15 protein-coding genes are annotated in these 18,507 nt (G+C 61.1%); 14 read left to right on the top strand and 1 reads right to left on the bottom strand.

The window, feature by feature from the left end:
* The first annotated feature begins 194 nt into the window (after nucleotides 1-194).
* The 5 genes from F599_RS0101220 to F599_RS0101200 all read left to right on the top strand — a co-directional run bounded on the left by F599_RS0101220 (nucleotide 195) and on the right by F599_RS0101200 (nucleotide 6,671).
* On the top strand, nucleotides 195-1,142 hold the full coding sequence (locus F599_RS0101220) for a nitronate monooxygenase (protein ID WP_019541712.1): 948 nt from the start codon (nucleotides 195-197) through the stop codon (nucleotides 1,140-1,142).
* A gap of 433 nt (nucleotides 1,143-1,575) precedes the next feature.
* Nucleotides 1,576-2,970: a DNA repair protein RadA gene (gene radA, locus F599_RS0101215; protein ID WP_019541711.1), complete on the top strand. Its 1,395-nt coding sequence runs from the start codon at nucleotides 1,576-1,578 to the stop codon at nucleotides 2,968-2,970.
* Nucleotides 2,971-3,177: 207 nt separating this feature from the next.
* Nucleotides 3,178-4,149 (top strand): TAXI family TRAP transporter solute-binding subunit, encoded by a 972-nt coding sequence (locus F599_RS0101210; RefSeq protein WP_019541710.1) that lies wholly within the window; start codon nucleotides 3,178-3,180, stop codon nucleotides 4,147-4,149.
* A 68-nt stretch (nucleotides 4,150-4,217) separates the two neighbouring features.
* Nucleotides 4,218-4,691 carry a DUF1850 domain-containing protein gene (locus F599_RS0101205; RefSeq protein ID WP_019541709.1) on the top strand — a complete coding sequence of 158 codons (474 nt, stop codon included), beginning with the start codon at nucleotides 4,218-4,220 and terminating at the stop codon, nucleotides 4,689-4,691.
* A 48-nt stretch (nucleotides 4,692-4,739) separates the two neighbouring features.
* Nucleotides 4,740-6,671, top strand: coding sequence for a TRAP transporter permease (locus tag F599_RS0101200; protein WP_019541708.1), 1,932 nt, complete (start codon nucleotides 4,740-4,742; stop codon nucleotides 6,669-6,671).
* Between the two features lie 89 nt (nucleotides 6,672-6,760).
* On the opposite strand, the gene F599_RS14675 is transcribed toward F599_RS0101200, so the two are convergent.
* A complete protein-coding gene (locus F599_RS14675) occupies nucleotides 6,761-7,765 on the bottom strand; it encodes a nucleoside/nucleotide kinase family protein (protein WP_019541707.1) in 1,005 nt (334 codons plus the stop codon).
* Between the two features lie 403 nt (nucleotides 7,766-8,168).
* Between F599_RS14675 and F599_RS0101190 the strand changes: the two genes are divergently transcribed.
* From F599_RS0101190 to groES, 9 genes are all read left to right on the top strand, one after another.
* Nucleotides 8,169-9,692 (top strand): [FeFe] hydrogenase, group A, encoded by a 1,524-nt coding sequence (locus F599_RS0101190; RefSeq protein ID WP_244869316.1) that lies wholly within the window; start codon nucleotides 8,169-8,171, stop codon nucleotides 9,690-9,692.
* A 15-nt stretch (nucleotides 9,693-9,707) separates the two neighbouring features.
* Nucleotides 9,708-10,505 carry a 4Fe-4S dicluster domain-containing protein gene (locus F599_RS0101185; RefSeq protein WP_019541705.1) on the top strand — a complete coding sequence of 266 codons (798 nt, stop codon included), beginning with the start codon at nucleotides 9,708-9,710 and terminating at the stop codon, nucleotides 10,503-10,505.
* Complete coding sequence (gene nrfD, locus F599_RS13315) at nucleotides 10,502-11,683, top strand: NrfD/PsrC family molybdoenzyme membrane anchor subunit (protein ID WP_019541704.1); 1,182 nt, start codon at nucleotides 10,502-10,504, stop codon at nucleotides 11,681-11,683. The genes F599_RS0101185 and nrfD overlap by 4 nt, the downstream gene beginning before the upstream one ends.
* Nucleotides 11,684-11,833: 150 nt before the next feature.
* A complete protein-coding gene (locus tag F599_RS0101175; protein ID WP_156021902.1) occupies nucleotides 11,834-13,408 on the top strand; it encodes an ArnT family glycosyltransferase in 1,575 nt (524 codons plus the stop codon).
* A complete protein-coding gene (locus F599_RS0101170) occupies nucleotides 13,405-14,403 on the top strand; it encodes a glycosyltransferase family 2 protein (protein ID WP_019541702.1) in 999 nt (332 codons plus the stop codon). The genes F599_RS0101175 and F599_RS0101170 overlap by 4 nt, the downstream gene beginning before the upstream one ends.
* A gap of 490 nt (nucleotides 14,404-14,893) precedes the next feature.
* On the top strand, nucleotides 14,894-15,919 hold the full coding sequence (gene tsaD, locus F599_RS0101165; RefSeq protein WP_033368883.1) for a tRNA (adenosine(37)-N6)-threonylcarbamoyltransferase complex transferase subunit TsaD: 1,026 nt from the start codon (nucleotides 14,894-14,896) through the stop codon (nucleotides 15,917-15,919).
* A gap of 12 nt (nucleotides 15,920-15,931) precedes the next feature.
* Nucleotides 15,932-17,344 (top strand): sensor histidine kinase, encoded by a 1,413-nt coding sequence (locus tag F599_RS0101160; protein ID WP_019541700.1) that lies wholly within the window; start codon nucleotides 15,932-15,934, stop codon nucleotides 17,342-17,344.
* 148 nt (nucleotides 17,345-17,492) lie between these two features.
* Nucleotides 17,493-18,074 (top strand): ANTAR domain-containing response regulator, encoded by a 582-nt coding sequence (locus tag F599_RS0101155; protein ID WP_019541699.1) that lies wholly within the window; start codon nucleotides 17,493-17,495, stop codon nucleotides 18,072-18,074.
* A gap of 132 nt (nucleotides 18,075-18,206) precedes the next feature.
* Nucleotides 18,207-18,488, top strand: coding sequence for a co-chaperone GroES (gene groES, locus F599_RS0101150; RefSeq protein WP_026327726.1), 282 nt, complete (start codon nucleotides 18,207-18,209; stop codon nucleotides 18,486-18,488).
* Nucleotides 18,489-18,507 lie beyond the last annotated feature (19 nt).

Raw genomic sequence — 18,507 nt, 5'->3', positions numbered from 1 at the left:
GCTGCTACGCCTCCGGTTTGTCTCCTAGAGAGATACAGCGCATCTACGCAAATTCAGGGCACCTCATTTAATCAGCGGTTCCTTGAATTTTCCCTTCTTTGCGTGACATATTCGTGATAAAATTGTCTTGATTGTAGCCCGGCCATCCGCAAAAGAAGCTGAAAAATATCATTCTTCAGGAAGGACGATTTATTATGGGAACACGACTGACAGAACTTCTTGGTATCCAGTATCCGATCCTCCAAGGCGCAATGGCGTGGATTTCCGACGCGGGGCTTGCTGCTGCCGTATCGAATGCCGGTGGAGCTGGCATCATTTCGACGGGCGGGCGCACGACGGAATACACGCAGGCAGAGATTCGCCGCTGTCGTACGCTCACGCAGAAGCCGTTCGGCGTCAATGTCATGCTCATGGCGCCGAACAAAGACGAGATCGTCGATGTCATCTGCACTGAAAAGCCGGCCTTTGTCACACTCGGGGCGGGCAATCCCGTGCCCTATTTTGAAAAACTCCATGCGGCTGGCATCAAGGTCATTCCCGTTGTGCCGAATGTCAAGCTTGCCAAGCGCGTCGAGGAAAAGGGAGCGGATGCCATCGTCGTTGAAGGTATGGAAGCGGGCGGGCACATCGGCTCGATCGCAACCATGCCGCTCATGACGCAGGTCATTCCTGCAGTCAGTCTTCCCGTCGTCATGGCGGGTGGTTTCGCCGATGGTCGCGGACTGGCAGCGGCGCTCGTTATGGGGGCGTCAGGCGTACAGATGGGGACGCGTTTCCTTGTCGCCGAGGAATGCCCTGTCCACCAGAATATGAAGGAAAAACTCCTCAAGGCGATCGATACTGACTCCATTGTGACGGGACTGACGATCGGCGGCGCGGTGCGCGGTCTGAAAAACAAGTTCTCCGAGAATTTTGTGAAGATGGAATATGAGGGTAAGACATCGAAGGAAGAACTGCTGAAACTGGCGACGGGGACAAACAAACTGGCCGCCGTCGACGGCGATACTGAGAACGGCATGATGCAGGCTGGGCAGAGTCTTCTGCCGCTCGATAGAATCGAGCCAGTCGAGACGATCATCAACCGCATCATCATCGAGGCGCAGGACGCGCTCGACCGTGCCAATACCATCTCGATATCGTAAGCAGGCGTCTCGGGGAATCCCTTATCGAATGCGCCATAAAACCTCGTCCGTTATGGATGGGGTCATAATTGTGGCCGCAGTCCCGGATGTACCGCCAGACGCTGACAGGAAGCCTGCACGGCGAATCGCAGGCGCTCCAAACGCCTTGCAAAATGGATCGCGATGACTGCGAACCGTTCATCCAGTGGATATGTGAGCGCATCCGCAAGGAGTGCTGGTCGATATTTGCCTCATACCTTAGGGCGAAAGAAGTACAGGAAGTGGAATCGCAAGAACAATTTGCACTTGCAATTTTTCATGTAAAATTTTTCACAGACTTTGCAAAGAGCATTGAAGCAGAAGCTTCAGCTTGTGCCATGACGTGTTCCAGGTCGTCCGTGCGCAGGGATGAGGGATGCGCGTGGATGTTTTTCATATGGGTAGGAGGCGCAGGATGGCGAGAAAGAAAAAGACGCGGTATGTGTGTCAGGAGTGCGGCTATGACAGCCTGCAGTGGCTCGGCAAGTGCCCGGGCTGCGGCAGCTGGAATACGATGGTGGAGGAGATCGTGCCGGAGGAGACGCAGGGCGCGGGGAAGGGCGGCGTGCGCCTCGGGCTCTCGGACGCGCAGAAGCCGCAGCCTATCGCGGAGGTTGAGACGCGCGACCTGCCGCGCTTCACGACGGGCTCGCCGGAGCTTGACCGCGTACTCGGCGGCGGCGTGATTCCGGGCTCGATGGTGCTCATCGTCGGCGATCCGGGCGTCGGCAAGTCGAGCCTCACGCTCGAGGCGTGCGCGCAGGTCGCGCGGCAGGGGAAGACGGTGCTCTATGTGACGGGCGAGGAGAGCACGCGGCAGGTGCGCATGCGCGCCGACCGCCTCGACGCGCTCGCGGATACGCTGCTCGTCGTGAGCGAGACGAACCTCGAGACCATCGAGGCGCATATCGAAAACACGCATCCCGCGCTGCTCGTCATCGACTCCATCCAGACGATGCTGCGCCCGGACATCGCCTCGGCGCCCGGCAGCGTCTCGCAGGTGCGTGAGTGCGCCTGCACGCTCCTGCGCATCGCGAAGACGCACGGCATTGCGGCATTCCTCATCGGTCATGTGACGAAGGAGGGGAGCCTCGCGGGGCCGCGCGTGCTCGAGCATATTGTCGACACCGTGCTCTATTTCGAGGGAGAGCGCAACGCAGAGTACCGCGTGCTGCGCGCGGTGAAGAACCGCTTCGGCAGCACGAACGAGCTCGGTCTCTTCGAGATGCGCGAGGCAGGGCTCGTCGATGTGCCGGACGCGTCGAAGCTCTTTCTCTCCGAGCGCGAGGCGGACAGCGGCACGGTCATCATACCGACCGTTGAGGGCACGCGTCCGCTGCTCGTCGAACTGCAGGCGCTCGTCGCGCCGACGCCCTACGTGCCGCCGCGCCGAACATCAGACGCCGTCGACATCAAGCGCATCCAGCTCCTGCTCGCCGTGCTCGAGAAGCGCGTCCACCTGCAGATCGGCGCCTGCGATGTCTACGTGAAGGTCGCGGGCGGCATCCGTATCGATGAGCCCGCGGCGGATCTCGGCATCTGCGTCGCGATGGCGTCGAGCTTCGCGGGACGCCTCTTGCGGCCGAAGACCATCGTCTTCGGCGAGGTCGGCCTTTCCGGCGAGGTACGCGCCGTCTCGCAGGCGGAGCTGCGCGTGCATGAGGCGAAGCGGCTCGGCTTCCGTCATGTCGTCCTGCCGCGCAAGAACTACGAACAGATCGCTGACGGCGTCTCCGGCATCACGCTCTATGGCGCGGCGACCATTGGCGAGGCACTCAAGCTCGCGATGCCGCGCGAGGAGCGCGGCTGATCAGTTTCGCGCTGAAGCGCGGCAACGGGAAAATGCGATTAGTTTGAGATGAAATGAACAAAACGGTTTCGTTGTACGCATGTATACAATATAACTGAACACTTTATGAAAAATAACTGGAATATCCCTTGCGAGTGTACACTGTACTATGCTATAATCTGTATAGATTTCATAAGAAATTTACATGAATGATTTGGAGGGATATCCATGAAGTTCGGTTCCATGAAAAAAGTCTTGGCTGCGGGCTTGGCGGTCGTCGTCTCGGCGGCGCTCCTGGCAGGCTGCGGCGGTGACCAGGCAAGCCAGAAGAAATTCCTCAATATCGGCACAGGCGGTACAGCGGGCACCTACTACCCCATCGGCGGTGCCATCGCGGAGATTCTCAATAACAACATCGAGGGCATGAATGCGAGCGCGCAGAGCACAGGCGCGACGGTCGCGAATATCAACATGCTCAAGGACGGCTCGGTCGACATGGCAATCGTACAGAACGATCTCACCTATTACGCGGTGAACGGCACGGAGATGTTCCAGGACAAGAAGGTCACGAACCTCAAGGGCATCGCGACGCTTTATCCTGAGACTTGCCAGTTTGTGACGCTCGACAGCTCGGGCATCAAGGCAATCGCCGACCTCAAGGGCAAGCGCGTGGCTGTCGGTGCCGCCGGCTCGGGCGCTGAGGCGAACGCCCGCCAGATTCTCGCGGCGTACGGCATCACCTATGATGACATCAACGTGCAGTACCTCTCCTTCGGCGAGGCGGCCAGCGCGCTCAAGGACGGCAACGTCGACGCGGCTTTCCTCACGGCAGGCTATCCGACGGCATCTGTGCAGGATATCTCCTCGCAGAACAAGATCCGCCTGCTACCAATCGACGGCGACAAGGCGGATGCGCTGATCGCGAAGTATCCGTTCTATACGAAGACGAAGATTCCTGCTGGCACGTATGCGGGCTTTGATGAGGAGGTTCCGACGATCTCTGTCATGTCGATGCTCGTCGTGAACGACAAGGTGGATGACAAGCTCGGCTATGAGATTGCGAAGGCCATCTTCTCGAACCTCGACCGTCTGCAGGCGGCGCACTCCGTCGGCAAGCTCATCTCGAAGGAGAACGCGGAGAAGGGCATGCCGCTCGACATGAATGCCGGTGCGAAGAAGTTCTTCGAGGAAAGCAAGTAAAGGAACAGCGCTGATTCGCGCTTCCTAAAGAAAGAAGGCAGGGGCGGGCGCTTGCCCGCCCTTTCTCCATGAAAAAAAGAAAGATTTTCACGGCGCTCGCGGCAGGCTGCCTGCTCATCTTCGTGCAGCTCCTGCAGCCGGTCTTCCTCGTGAGAGGCGGGGGGCATACGCTTCTCGCCTTGCCGCTTGAGCGCCCGCAACCGTTTTCTATATGGTTCATGCACTCCGTGCAGAAGACACCGGTGCTCGAGAATCTCGTGGCGGATGGGCAGCAGCGGGAGCTGCGCCTCTGCTCGACGCGCTACCAGTCGTTCGGCGTCGGCCTGCCGTTCTGGCTCAGCGAGGGAGAGTTTCACGAGGAGGGAGACTTCTTCGTGTTCGATCACATGGATCGCCATTACAGGAGCGTCTCCCTGCGTACAGGCGTCGGGACGCAGCTCACGCTCTATACGGAGGCGGGGGCGTTGCGCCTCTACGAGATGTTCCCACCGGGAACGCGCGTGGATCTATGTATCGCGCCGGGCTACGAGGCGCTGCGCTGAGCATGCTGCGGTGTTTTTGAAAAGATTCCTTCTGAAAGGATGTTATGTATGAGTGAAAAATCAGAGAAAGAGCTCGCGGAGGAGGTCCTCAAGAAATACGACAGCGATGCCGATACGATGCAGTACACGGGCCTCATGGCGAAGTTCGTCTCGGCACTCGCGATTACGTTTTCCATCTTCCAGCTCTACACGGCGACGTTCGGCGTGCTCGACGCGCAGCTGCAGCGCGCCGTGCACCTCGGCTTCGGCCTCGCGCTCGTCTATCTGCTCTATCCGTCGCGCAAGCGCTGGTCACGCACGAAGGTGCATCCGCTCGATGTCGTGCTCGCTATCCTTGGCGCGGCGTCGCCCGCCTACATCGTGCTGGAGTACCAGCAGCTCGTGCTGCGCTCCGGCACGGTGACGACGCCGGATCTCGCCGTCGGCCTGATCGGCATCCTGCTCGTCGTGGAGGCGACGCGGCGCGTCGTCGGCATCCCGATGGTGACGGTCGTGCTCTGCTTCATCGCCTATGCGTTCGCGGGGCCGTATATGCCAGGCGTGCTCGCGCATCGCGGTCTCACGCTCAACCAGCTCGTGGGTCATCTCTATTTCACGACGGAGGGTATTTTCGGCATTCCGCTCGGCGTATCCTCGACGTTCATCTTCCTCTTCATCCTCTTCGGCGCGTATCTCGAGTCGACGGGGCTGGGGAAATTCTTTATCGACCTCGCGAACAGCATTGCGGGGTGGGCGAGCGGCGGCCCCGCGAAGGTCGCCGTGCTCTCGTCCGGCCTTATGGGCACGGTCTCTGGCAGCTCGGTTGCAAACGTCGTCGGCACGGGATCGCTGACCATCCCGATGATGAAGAAGCTCGGCTATCACAAGAACTTCGCGGGTGCCGTCGAGGCGGCGGCCTCGACGGGCGGTCAGCTCATGCCGCCAGTCATGGGGGCCGCAGCGTTCCTCATGGCGGAGTTCGTCGGCGTGCCGTACATCGATATCGTCAAGGCTGCCGTCGTGCCGGCGCTGCTCTATTTCACAGGCGTCTGGCTCGGCGTGCATTTCGAGGCGAAGCGCAGCAACCTCAAGGGCCTGCCGCGCGAGCAGCTGCCAAAGTTCGGAAGGCTCTTCATCGAGCGCGGCCACCTCGCGCTGCCGCTCGTCGTCATCGTCTATCTGCTCGTCTCAGGTTACACGCCGATGCGCGCGGCGCTCGTCGCCATCGTGCTTTCCATCGTCTGCTCGGCGCTTCGGAAATCGACGCGCATGAAGCCCATCGAGATTGTGCGCGGCCTTGACAAGGGCGCGCGCAACGTGCTTTCCGTGCTCGTGGCCTGCGCCTCGGCAGGCATCGTCATCGGCGTCGTCACGAAGACGGGCGTCGGGCTCAAGCTCGCGTCCGGCCTGCTCGCGCTTTCGGGCGGCCTGCTGCTGCCGACACTCTTTTTCACGATGATCACGGCCATCGTGCTCGGCATGGGCGTGCCGACGACTGCGAACTATGTCATCACCTCGACGATCGCGGCGCCGGCCATCATTCAGATGGGCGTTCCCGTGCTCGCGGCGCACATGTTCGTGTTCTATTTCGGCATCATCGCGGATGTCACGCCGCCGGTCGCGCTCGCGGCGTTCGCCGGCGCGGGCATCGCGGGCGGCAACGCGCTCAAAACGGGCATCAATGCCTCGAAGCTCGCGATTGCGGCGTTCATCATCCCGTATATGTTCGTGCTCTCGCCTGTCATCCTCATGGTCGACGCGACCATCGGCAACGTGCTGCTCGCGACTGTGACGGCCATCATCGGCATGGTAGCGCTCTCCTCGGCGCTCATCGGCTACCTCGTGGACAACTGCCGCGCTTATGAGCGCATCATCCTCATCGCGGGCGGGCTCATGATGATCAAGCCGGGCATGCTGACGGACATCGCTGGCTTCGTGCTCTTCGCGCTCGTACTCGTCTCGCAGTGGCAGAGGAAAAAGGCGCAGCGCGCTGCGGCGTGAGCAGGGGTTTCTGAAAGGGCATATCCCCATACAAATCAAAACGAGGCGGCTTCCTCAAAAGCAGGGAAGCCGCCTCGTTTTGTCTGTTGTCAGGAGAGGAGATCGTCGAGCTCTGCCTCCGTGATGTGGAACGTCTCCATGAGCGCCTCACGCCCCATGCCGCCGGCGCCTGCGAGACGGCGCAGGATGTTGCGGCGCGCCGTCTCGAGTCCCTGCTGGTAGCCGAGGGCGAACGTCTGGCCGCCGCTCTTCGTCATCTGCTCCTCGTAGGCGCGGAAGATCGGCTCGTCTTTCCGTTTCACGGAGTCGAAATCCATCTGCGTGTGTTTCTGTTTCGCGCGGTAGTTCCGCAGGCGGTCTGGCTGCGGCTGGTAGTCGCCGTCCGCGCTGTAGATCCAGGTCTCGTCCGCGGGCCAGGAGTCCGTGAGCACTTGCATGATGGCGGGGCGGTAGTCGCGGTCGTAGCGCTCGTGCGCCGCGCGCGGCGTGAGCCCGCGCGCGATGAGGCGCTGCGTCGTGCGCGCGGCGAGGCTCTCCGGTTGCGCCATGATGGCGAGCGTGTAGTCGGCAAAGGAGCGCAGATTTTCCCAGCCGTCCCGCTTGAGCAGCAGCCAGCAGCCTTCGACGAGCACGATGGGCTTGCGCACAGGCGTGATATCAGGCACTGCCTCGTGGCGCGCACGGTCGAAGACAGGCCAGCGCAGTTCCTCTCCTGCAGCGAGGGCGGCGAGCTTGCGCGTGAGTTCCTCGGTATCGAACGCCTTTGGGCCGTAGGGAGAGAGGGGCTTGTCGTCAGCGTCGAGCTCGTCCGCTTGCCGCTGAAAGCCCTCGAGCCCGAGGCGCTGGAGCGGCAATAGGCCGCTCGCGGCACCGAGCAGAGAGAGCCGCTCGAGGAACAGCGCGAGCGTCGTCTTGCCTGTATCGGCGGGGGCTGCGAGGTAGATGACGATACGGCGCCCCTCGCGGCGCGAGAGGTCGGATAGGCGCTGGAGGAACGGCAGGAAGAGTTTCTTGATGGCGTCGTCGCTGTAGGAGAGCTTGCGCACTCGCCCGTTGATGGTCACGCGGCAGCTACGCCAGGATTTTGCTGTCATGGAGAATCACTCCTTTCGTCTTTTGCATATATTTCGTTCTATCTGCTACTACCTTTCGACAAAGACCAAGGGATATCCTGTCGGGGAACCGTGTTTTCTTCCGCTCCTACGGATTCCACTGGCAGTGCGCCTGCCGTTTCTGTCTCGTCTCAGCTGCTGCCCGGCGGTTTTCTAATAGTTATGGTGAAAAGGTGACAAACAAGAAGTGCGAAAATCACAATTTAGCAATAAATCATCGTATTTTTGTAGAAAATACGCGAAATATCATATTTTTTACTGGAAAATATCCATTAGATTGTGGTATGATGTTTCACAGAATAGAATTTGTCAATCAATTCATGTAATTTATAAAAAGGCATGAAGGTATAAATTTTCTAAATGATGGAGAGAAAGGATGACCGGCATGGCACAGAAGATTTCGCGCAGGGAGTTCTTGAAGCTTGCCTCGGGCACGAGCCTTTTCGGTCTCGGTGTCCTGGCCTCAGGATGCGCGAGCGAGCAGAAACAGTCGGGCGGCGAGGGCTGGATGCCGGATCAGTACCACGGGCGCGGCGATTTCCCCGCGCAGCTCAAGGGACGCGTCGCCATCGCGCCGGAGAATGACGCCATCGTGCGTGACGATGAGAAATGCATCCTCTGCGGCCAGTGCATCGAGGCGTGCGAGAAGGTCATGAGCGTGCACGGCTACTATCCCCTGCCCATCAAGGATGAGACGGCCTGCATCGGCTGCGGCCAGTGCACGCTCTGGTGTCCGACGGGCGCGATTGCGGAGCGGCCCGCCTTGCAGGAGGTCGAGGCGGCGCTCGCCGACGATGGGAAATACGTCGTCGTGCAGACGGCACCGGCAACGAAGGTCTCGCTCGGCGAGGAGTTCGGACTCGCGCCGGGGGCCGTCGTCAGTGCGCAGCAGGTCGCGGCGCTCAAGGCGCTCGGCTTCGACGCCGTGTTCGATACCTGCACGGGCGCGGACCTCACGATCATGGAGGAGGCGAGCGAGGCGCTCGTGCGTCTGACGACAAAGCAGGAGGAACTGCCGCATTTCACCTCGTGCTGTCCCGGCTGGGTGAAGTTCTGCGAGTATTTCTATCCCGACCTCATGGGCCATCTCTCGACCTGCAAGTCGCCGGCGGCGATGCTAGGCGCGACGGTCAAGACGTACTACGCGGCAAAGATGGGGATTGCGCCGGAGTCGATCGTGACGGTCTCCATCATGCCCTGCACGGCGAAGAAATTCGAGGCGCAGCGCGCAGAGCTCAGTGAGGACAGTCTCGCGGATGTCGACTATGTGCTGACGACGCGGGAGCTCGCGCGGCTCATCAAGCGGCACGGCATCGACTTTTCCGCGCTCGCGCCCGCCGCGTATGATTCCGTGCTCGGCGAGAGCTCGGGCGCGGGCCGCATCTTCGCGGCGACGGGCGGTGTGACAGAGGCGGCTGTGCGTTCGCTTTACTATTTCGCGACGAAGCGGCAGCCTCCGGCGGATCTCCTCTCCTGGCAGGCCGTGCGCGGCCTCACAGCCATCAAGGAGGCCCAGGCTGAGGTGCCGGGCGTCGGCATGGTGCATGTGGCCGTCGTGAGCGGGATGGCGGCCGCGCGCCGCGTGCTCGAGGAGGTGCGGCGCACGGGCCGGAGCCGCTGGCAGTTCATCGAGTTCATGGCGTGTCCGGGCGGCTGCCTCGGCGGCGGCGGCCAGCCGAAGAGCGAGTTCCCCGCGGATGAGGCGGTGCGCAGGAAGCGCATGGAGGCGCTCTACGCGGAGGACAAGGGCGCGCCGCGGCGCATGAGTCACGAGAACGCGGAGGTGCAGACGCTCTATCGCGCGTTCTACGGCGCGCCGCTCAGCGAGCGGGCGGAGCAGCTGCTCCATACGCATTTCGAGGACAGGAGCGGCCGCCTGTTCGACCGCGAGACACAGGCGAAGGCGTGATGAGGAGGGAGATACATGGCCGTTTTAGTGGATTTGACGAAGTGCATCGGCTGTGAGAGCTGCAGCGTCGCCTGCAAGCTCTGGAACAAGCTGCCCTACGGCAGGAAGAAGAGCCGACCGCAGAAGGAAAAGGATCTCAACGACGACAACTGGACGGTCATCCAGGAGAAGCACGTCGAGGCGGAAAATGGCAAGGCGTACACGCGCTTCGTGAAGAAGCAGTGCCTGCACTGCCTCGAGCCGTCGTGCGCCTCGGCCTGCTTTTCCAAGGCGCTGCGCGTCGATCCCGATACGCATGCGGTTGTCTATGTGCCGGAGCTTTGCGTGGGCTGCCGTTACTGCATGATCGCCTGCCCGTTCGAGATTCCGCGTTATCAGTGGGATGAGCCGCTGCCGCTCGTGACGAAGTGCGAGTTCTGCGTGAGCCGCCTCAAGGATGGCGACGCCCCCGCCTGTGTGAGCGCCTGCCCGACGGGCGCGCTCATCTATGGCGACCGTGAGGCGCTCCTCGCGCGCGCGCATGAGATCATCGCGAACGATCCGCGCTATGTGGATTACGTCTACGGCGAAAAGGAGCTCGGCGGCACGCAGTGGCTCTACCTCTCCGATCAGCCGTTTGAAAAGCTCGGCTTCAAGATGGGGCTCGAGGAGATTCCGCCGAGCACCTACACGCACGCCTACCTCTCGAAAGTGCCGTTCCTCGCGGCGGCCTGGGGTCTGTTCCTCGCGGGGCTTTCGCTCTACCATCATCGCAGGGAGAAAAACGCGAAGCGGACGCCGGAGGAGAAAGAGGAAGGGGATGGAAGGATATGAAGATCAAGCTGCCTGAGATGTATCGCTGCTATCGCATCCTCGGCTGGGATTTCACGATCACGCCCGCGCGCCTCGTGCTGCTCGCGCTCGTCGCCTTCATGGGCTGCGTGGCGGTCACGCGCCTTTTGACGGGCTTTCAATACGTCACGCATCTCACGGATGAGACGCCCTGGGGGCTCTGGATCTCGTTCGACGTGCTCTGCGGCGTCGCGCTCGCGGGCGGCGGCTACTCGACGGCGCTGCTCGTCGGCGGGTTCAAGTACCAGAAATACGGCGTCGTCGCGCGCAGCGCGCTGCTCACGTCGCTGCTCGGCTATCTGCTCGTCATGGCGGGGCTCTTCCTCGACATCGGCCTTTGGCCGCATTTCTGGCGGCCGTTCGTCTCCTGGGGCTATACCTCCGTGCTCTTCGAGGTCTTCTGGTGCATCTCGATCTACACGACGATCCTCACGCTCGAGTTCCACGAGGTCATCACGGAGCGCATGTTCAAGTTCCTGCATCCCTATGTGCTCAAGGCGCTGCCGTTCCTCGTCATCATCGGCCTCATCTTCCCGATGATGCACCAGTCGTCGCTCGGCGGCCTGTTCCTCATCGCGAAGAGCAAGATGTTCCCGCTTTGGTGGAGTCCGCTGCTGCCTCTCTATTTCCTCATTTCCTCATTCTTCGTCGGTTCGGCGATGGTCTACGTGGAGTCGGATCTCGCGCGGCGGAACTACGCGCATACCATCGATCAGAACATCATGCTCCAGCTCACGCGTGTCGGCGGCCGCATCATGCTCGTCTATCTCGCGCTCAAGCTCTTCGATATCACGCGCCAGGGGCAGTGGGGGCTCGTGTTCCAGGGCTCGATGCAGAGCAATCTCTACTTGCTCGAGATGGTCGGCGGCATCCTCGTCCCGCTCGCTATCATCTTCAGTCCGCTCGCGCACCGGAAATACGGCCTGCTCGCCTACTCGTGGCTCGTGGTGCTCGGCGTCGTGCTCAACCGCATGAACTGCGTGTTCACGGCGATGTACAAGTCGGGCGATTATTTCCCATCGGTGTTCGAGTTCGCCGTGAGCATCGGGCTCGTCTCCGTCGGCTGTCTCGCCTACGGGCTCATCGTGGAGAACTTCAATGTCCTCGGCGCTCGCCGCGCAACGCAGCATCATATCTTACATAAGACAGACCTGCTCTGATATAGCCGGGCAGGAGGGCGCAGGCTCGCCGCAGGGCGGCCGGCGCCCTTTCTTGTGCGCGCGATTGCGTGTTACGGAATACTTACTTGAATCCACTGCGTCATTAAGCTAGAATAGGCGTATGCAAAAAATTATGGGGGGCGTGAAGGCATGCGTTGGCTGGATGATTTTCGTGGGCACAGGAAGGCAGCGTCTGGAGAAGAGACTACGCGGCGTCATCTGACGCTGCTGTTGCTCTTTGCCGTGCTCGTCTATTTCGTGGGGAATGGGGCGATGGCCATCACGGATTCCGTGGAATCGAACTATGTGGAGACAGCCAAGGAGATGATGGCAGCGGGTGACCTGATTTCGCCGCGCATCTACGGTCACTACTGGTATGACAAGCCCGTGCTTTTTTACTGGGAACTCATCGCGGCGTTTTCGCTGTTTGGCCAGACGGAGTTTGCGGCGCGGTTCTTCCCGGCAATGTTTTCGGCGGTCAGCCTGTTGCTCACGTACTGGTTCGGACGCAGGCTCTATGGGGAACGCATCGGTTTCGTCGCGGCGCTGCTCATGGGCACATCGGTCGAGCTCTGGTATCTCGGGCACGCGGTGATCACGGACATGACGCTCTTCGTCTCGATGAGCGGCATGCTCATCGCCTTCTATCTCGGCTACGAGGAGCGGCGCGTCCGCTGGTACTATCTCGCGTTCTTCCTCGCGGGTGTCGCCGTGCTCACGAAAGGGCCCATCGGCCTCTGTCTGCCGGGACTCATCATCTTGCTGTTCCTCGCTTGGGAGCGTCGCCTGCGCGAGCTTTGGAGCCCTCATATCCTCGCGGGCTTCGCGCTCTTTTTCGCTGTCGCGGCCATCTGGTACTACCCGATGGTACGTTTGCACGGCAGCGACTTCCTCGATACGTTCCTCGGCGTGCACAATGTACTGCGCGCGACGGTATCGGAGCATCCGCGCGACGATGTCTGGTACTTCTACGTGCTGGTGTATCTTGCAGGGCTCTTTCCTTGGTCGCTCGCTTCGTTGCCGGCTGCTGTGCGCCGCGTATGGCGGCGCGATCTGCGTCTGCCGCAGACGTCAGCCATGCGGTTCCTCGTGGTCTGGGCCGTCACGGTATTCGCGGTCTTTGAGTGCTTCGCGACGAAGTACGTCACCTATACGCTGCCGTATCTGCTGCCGCTCTCCTTGCTGCTCGCGCGTTATTTCGCGCCGCGCCGGGAGCTTTTCCGTCTGCTCGCGGGCGGCATGACGACGATCTTCGTCGTGCTCGCCTGCTTCGTCGCGCCGCCGTTCATGGAGAAGGCGTCCGGCAGGGAGGCCGCGGCGCTGCTCGCAGAGACAGAGCAGCGCATTGCGGCGGAGACGGGCGAGCGGCCGCTCCTCGTCTCGTATGGGCGGGAGTATTCGTGCTCGCTCGTCTACTATTCCGGCCTCGTGCCTTATTGCCTGCGGCCAAGGAGCGAGGTGCTGCGCGAGCAGCCGGGCCGTGGGGAGATCAGCTGGAACGAGAAAAATGTCATGCCGTTCCTCGCCGAGGAGGATCTGCCGACGCAGAGGTATGTGTTATTGCTGACTGATAGGAACAGGAAAGACGGCGTCGCAATCACAGAGGAGACGCTGCACGAGGAACTCGCGGGCGACTGGGAATTCCTCGGCCGGGCGGAGAACGGCACGCAACTCTTCCTGCGCCGCACAGCTGCGGAGACATCATCTGAGGAGATGAGGCAATGATGGAGCAGAAACGGGTGACCATCGTGGTACCGGTCTATAATGAAGGAGACAATATCCCGCATTTCACGCGCGCCGTCATGGAGGCCATGACTGGACTGCCCTATCGCTATGAGCTCCTCTTCGTCGACGACGGCTCCCGCGCGGAGAGCTGCCGCGTGCTGCGCGAGACGGAGCGGCGGGAGCCGCACGTCCGGGCGATCTTCCTCTCGCGCAACTACGGGCATCAGGCGGCTCTGACCTGCGGGCTCGACCACGCGGAGGGTGATGCCGTCATCACGATGGACGGCGATATGCAGCATCCGCCCGCGCTCCTGCCGAGGTTGCTCGCACTCTGGGCGCAGGGCTACGAGGTCGTGCAGACCATCCGCGAGACGACGCAGGGCGTCTCCGCGTTCAAGCGGCTCACCTCGAAATATTACTACAAGTTCCTCAACCTCATCTCCGCCGTGCCCATCCAGCCGGGTGGCTCGGACTTCCGCCTCATGGACCGCGAGGTCGTGCTCGCGTTCCGTCGCTACCGCGAGCACGACCGGTTCATCCGCGGGCTCGTGGGCGCGATGGGGTTCCGCCAGGTGCAGGTGCGGTTCGTCGCGTCGGAGCGCTATGCGGGGCAGTCGAAGTTCTCGCTGAAGAAGATGGCGAAATTCGCGCTCGACGGCATCCTCGGCAACTCCATCGTGCCGCTGCGCATCTCGTTCTACATCGGTGTGCTGAGCCTCTTCGTGAGCCTCGCGCTGCTCGCGCATGTCTTCTACGAGGAACTCCTTGGTACGACGGTCGCGGGTTGGTCGACGCTCATGGTCTGCCTGTCCTTTTTCGGCGGCACGCAGCTCATGGTGCTCGGTGTGCTGGGAGAATATGTAGGACGTATCTTCCGCGAGGTGAAAGGGCGGCCGCTCTACCTCATAGAGCCGGAGCATGCGGATGAGATGCCGGACGAGCAGGGGGATGCGGCAGTCGCGCGCCACCTGCGTCCCCTTGATTTTTCAAGGTAACAATATTATACTGAACCTAAAGAGATGGTAGTCGTTTACTATGTAAATCCCCAAGAGCGCAAGCCGCAGGCGCAGCGCGATTGGCTGGATTTACTGCAAGGACGGGCGCACAATGTCCACAAAGTGGACGTTTGTGCGTTGAGTTTACTATGTAAATCCCCAAGAACGCAAGCCGCAGGCGCAGCGCGATTGGCTGGATTTACTGCAAGGACGGGCGCACAATGTCCACAAAGTGGACGTTTGTGCGTTGAGTTTACTACCGAAATGGAGAACCTCCTTCCGGAGTGATGATCGGATGGAGGCTCTTTTGGTGTGTGTTTGAGAGCGCGCGTAGGGTGCAGTGATGTATTCCAAGAGGGAGACAGATGATGCCGCGGCCCGGATGCTGCGTTGTCTTGACATCTTTCCGATACATAGTACAATGAAAAAAAGTATTTTTTCTGCTGCTTTTCTCAGCGGAAAGGATGATTCCAAAGCGGATGGAGCGTGGATGAGATTGGAAAAGGAAAAACTGACGCTGGCCATCGAGTCGAGCTGTGATGAGACGTCGGCGGCTGTGCTGCGCGGCGGACGCGAGATACTCTCGAACATCATCTCGACGCAGATCCCCGTGCACCAGCGCTTCGGCGGCGTCGTGCCGGAGATTGCCTCGCGCAAGCATATCGTAAATATCATGCCCGTCATCGACGAGGCACTCAGCGAGGCGGGCGTGAAGCTCCAGGAGATCGACCAGGTCGCCGTGACTTACGGGCCGGGGCTCGTGGGGGCGCTGCTCGTCGGCGTCTCGGCGGCAAAGGCGCTCGCGTTTTCGCTCGGCGTGCCGCTCATCGGCGTCAATCACCTCGAGGGGCATATCTTCGCGAATTTCCTCGCATCGCCGGAGCTTGCGCCGCCGTTCGTGGCGCTCGTCGTCTCGGGCGGCCACACGGCGCTCGTGCGCGTCGACGACTACAATCATTTCCGCATGCTCGGGCAGACGCGCGACGACGCAGCGGGCGAGGCGTTCGACAAGGTGGCGCGTGTGCTCGGCCTGCCGTATCCCGGCGGTCCGCAGATCGACAAGCTCGCGGCCGAGGGGCGTCCCGTCATCGACTTCCCGCGCGCGCTCGAGGAGAAGGGCAACTATGAGTTCAGCTTCAGCGGACTCAAGTCCGCCGTGCTCAACTACATCAACAGCGAGCGCATGAAGGGGCATGAGCTTGCAAAGGCCGACATCGCGGCCTCGTTCCAAGCATCGGTCGTCGAGGTGCTCGTACACAAGGCATTCGAGGCCGTTGCGGCAGCCGGTCTCTCGACGCTCGTGCTCGCGGGCGGCGTCGCGGCGAACTCCGGACTTGAGGCGCGCCTGCGGGAGGAGGCGGTGAGACGCCGTGTGCAGTTCTATTTCCCCGACCGCATTCTCTGCACGGACAACGCGGCGATGATCGGCTGCCGCGGCTACTATCAGGCGCAGGCGGGCGAGGTCAGCGACCTCTATCTCAATGCCGTGCCGGGACTCGGCCTTTCGGATCGCTGAGGAGGGAGACACATGGATGATTTTGGGACGCTTGCGCGGGCGCATACGACGCTCACGGCCGTGCAGCAGGAGTTTCTCAAGCGGCTGCTCGTGCTCTTTCCCTTCCTCGCCGATCTCGCGCATGCGCGCGTGCGCCTCTATCTGCAGACCAAGGACAGGAAGGCCTTCGTAATCGCGGCGCAGGAGTGGCCGCGCACGGTCTACCTGCCGCCGGACGGCACGGCGGAGGGGCGCGTCATCCGCGCGATGGAGGAGCCGGTGCTCTGCCATGCCGTGGAGTCGCGCCATTTCATCCGCGGCAAGCGCGAGTGGAACTACGGCAGCATGATCGACATGATGGTGCAGCCGCTCGTCGACGGCACGGGGCTGCTCGGCCTCGTGTGCTTCGAGACGACGAGCGAGATGGCACAGTCGGACGGCTACGAGCATCTGCTCTCCGCCGCACGCCTGCTGCTGCGCAATCCGCGGCGCCATCTCAACGCCGAGATGTTCGCGCCGATGAGCGCGAGCGACGGCATCGTCCTCACGGATCAGTACAACCGCATCACGTTCGCGACGACGGCGGCCCTGCGCATCTTTCGCGTGCTCGGCGTCGGCAGCCTCGTCGGCGCGCACCTTTTCGACCGACAGATCACGCAGCATATCCGCAAGGAGTCGCAGGAGACGAGCCGGCCCTGGGAGCGTGAGATCGAGGCCGGCGCGCTCATCATCCGCGAGCGCAACCTGCCGCTCATGGAGGGCGGCCACTTGCTGAGCCGCATCGTCATCGTCTCCGACCTCACCGAGGTGCGGGAGAAGGACAAGGAAATCAAGGTGAAATCCGCTGTCATCCAGGAGATCCATCACCGCGTGAAGAACAACCTCCAGATGATCGCGAGCCTGCTCCGCATGCAGGCTCGCCGCTCGAAGTCCTCGGATGTCAAGGACGCGCTGCAGGAGAGCGTGAACCGCATCCTCTCCATCTCCGTCGTGCATGAGTTCCTCTCCGAGCAGGGAGAGAAGACCATCGATGTCGGAGAAGTCGCGCGGCATATCTTCGACCTCGTCGCGATGAGCATGGTCGACCGTGCGTTCGAGCTGCACTCCGAGTGTGCGGGGCAGCAGCTCATATTGCCGTCGAGCTATGCGAGCTCCATCGGCCTCGTGCTCAACGAGCTTGTGCTCAATGCGACGGAGCACGGCTTTGCGGGGCGTTCCTCAGGGTATATCCGCCTCACGCTCGCAGAGGAGGATGGGTATCTGCTCGAGTTCGAGGATGACGGCATCGGCCTCCCGGAGGGATTCCAGCCGGAGAAGCAGAGATCACTCGGCATCTCGATCATGCGCACGCTCATCGAGGGCGATCTCGGCGGCACGATCCGCTACGCGAACCGCGAGGGCGGCGGGACGCGCGTGACCATCCGTATTCCGAAAAAGGAATCGTAGTACAATCATAGAGAGATTTCAGATTCTCATACTAGACTGATAAAGATAAGAGAAAGATATATCATGGATAACGTGCGGGCGGCGCAGGGGAAAGCGCCGCGGTGGGGAGCCGTCATATTCCAAGCACCTGAATGGAGTGGAGAGCATCATGAAGAAGAAAAGCTTGCGCATCGTCATTGCGGACAACGAGTCCATCATCCGCATGGACCTGCGGGAGATGCTGGAGGACGCCGGTCATGAGATCGTCGGCGAGGCCGTCGACGGCTGGCATGCCGTCGAGACGACGCGCGCGCGCCGTCCGGACCTCGTCATCATGGATATCAAGATGCCGGAGATGGACGGCATCACAGCAGCGAAAAAAATCTCCGACGAGGGTATCGCGCCCGTGCTGCTGCTCACCGCGTACAGTCAGCCCGAGATTGTCGAGCGCGCGAAGAACTCCGGCGTGCTCGCCTATCTCGTGAAGCCGGTTAAGGAAAGCAACCTCTTCCCCGCGATGGAGATCGCGCTCTCGCGCTGGGAGGAGATGCAGGATCTTTCGGCGGAGCTCGACAAGGTGCGCGACACGCTGGAGATGCGCAAAACGCTCGACCGCGCGAAGGGCGTCCTCATGGCAGTGCACCACCTCACGGAGAAGGAAGCCTATCGCCGCATCCAGCAGTACGCGATGGCGAAACGCCTGACCGTCAAGGAAGTCGCTGAGGCCATCGTGCGCGCCGCTGTGAAATGAAGCAAAAGCAAAAGTCAAAAAGAAATCCTTGACATTTTGACTAAGAGAGGGTAGTATAAGGATTGTAGTTAGCACTCAGGCAGTGTGAGTGCTAACAGAAAGATGCAAATCCATGTTAGGAGGAAGATATATATGATTAAGCCATTGGGCGAAAGAGTTGTCATTGAAGTTTCGGAAAGCGATGTCAAGACGGCCAGCGGAATCGTGCTGCCGGACACGGCGAAAGAGAAACCGCAGAAGGGCACGGTCGTCGCCGTTGGCGCTGGCAAGCTCCTCGATAACGGTGAGCGTGCGCCGATGGAGGTCAAGGTCGGCGACAACATCATCTTCTCCAAATATTCCGGCACGGAAGTCAAGGTCGACGACAAGGATTATCTCGTCGTCCGCGAGAGCGATATCCTCGCTGTGCTCTGATTCGCAAGCAGGGAAAGAC

This window comes from Selenomonas bovis DSM 23594 (assembly GCF_000381005.1).
In the GTDB taxonomy this organism is placed as follows: Bacteria; Bacillota; Negativicutes; order Selenomonadales; family Selenomonadaceae; genus Selenomonas_C; species Selenomonas_C bovis.
This window is presented reverse-complemented; position numbering and strand designations above follow the sequence as displayed.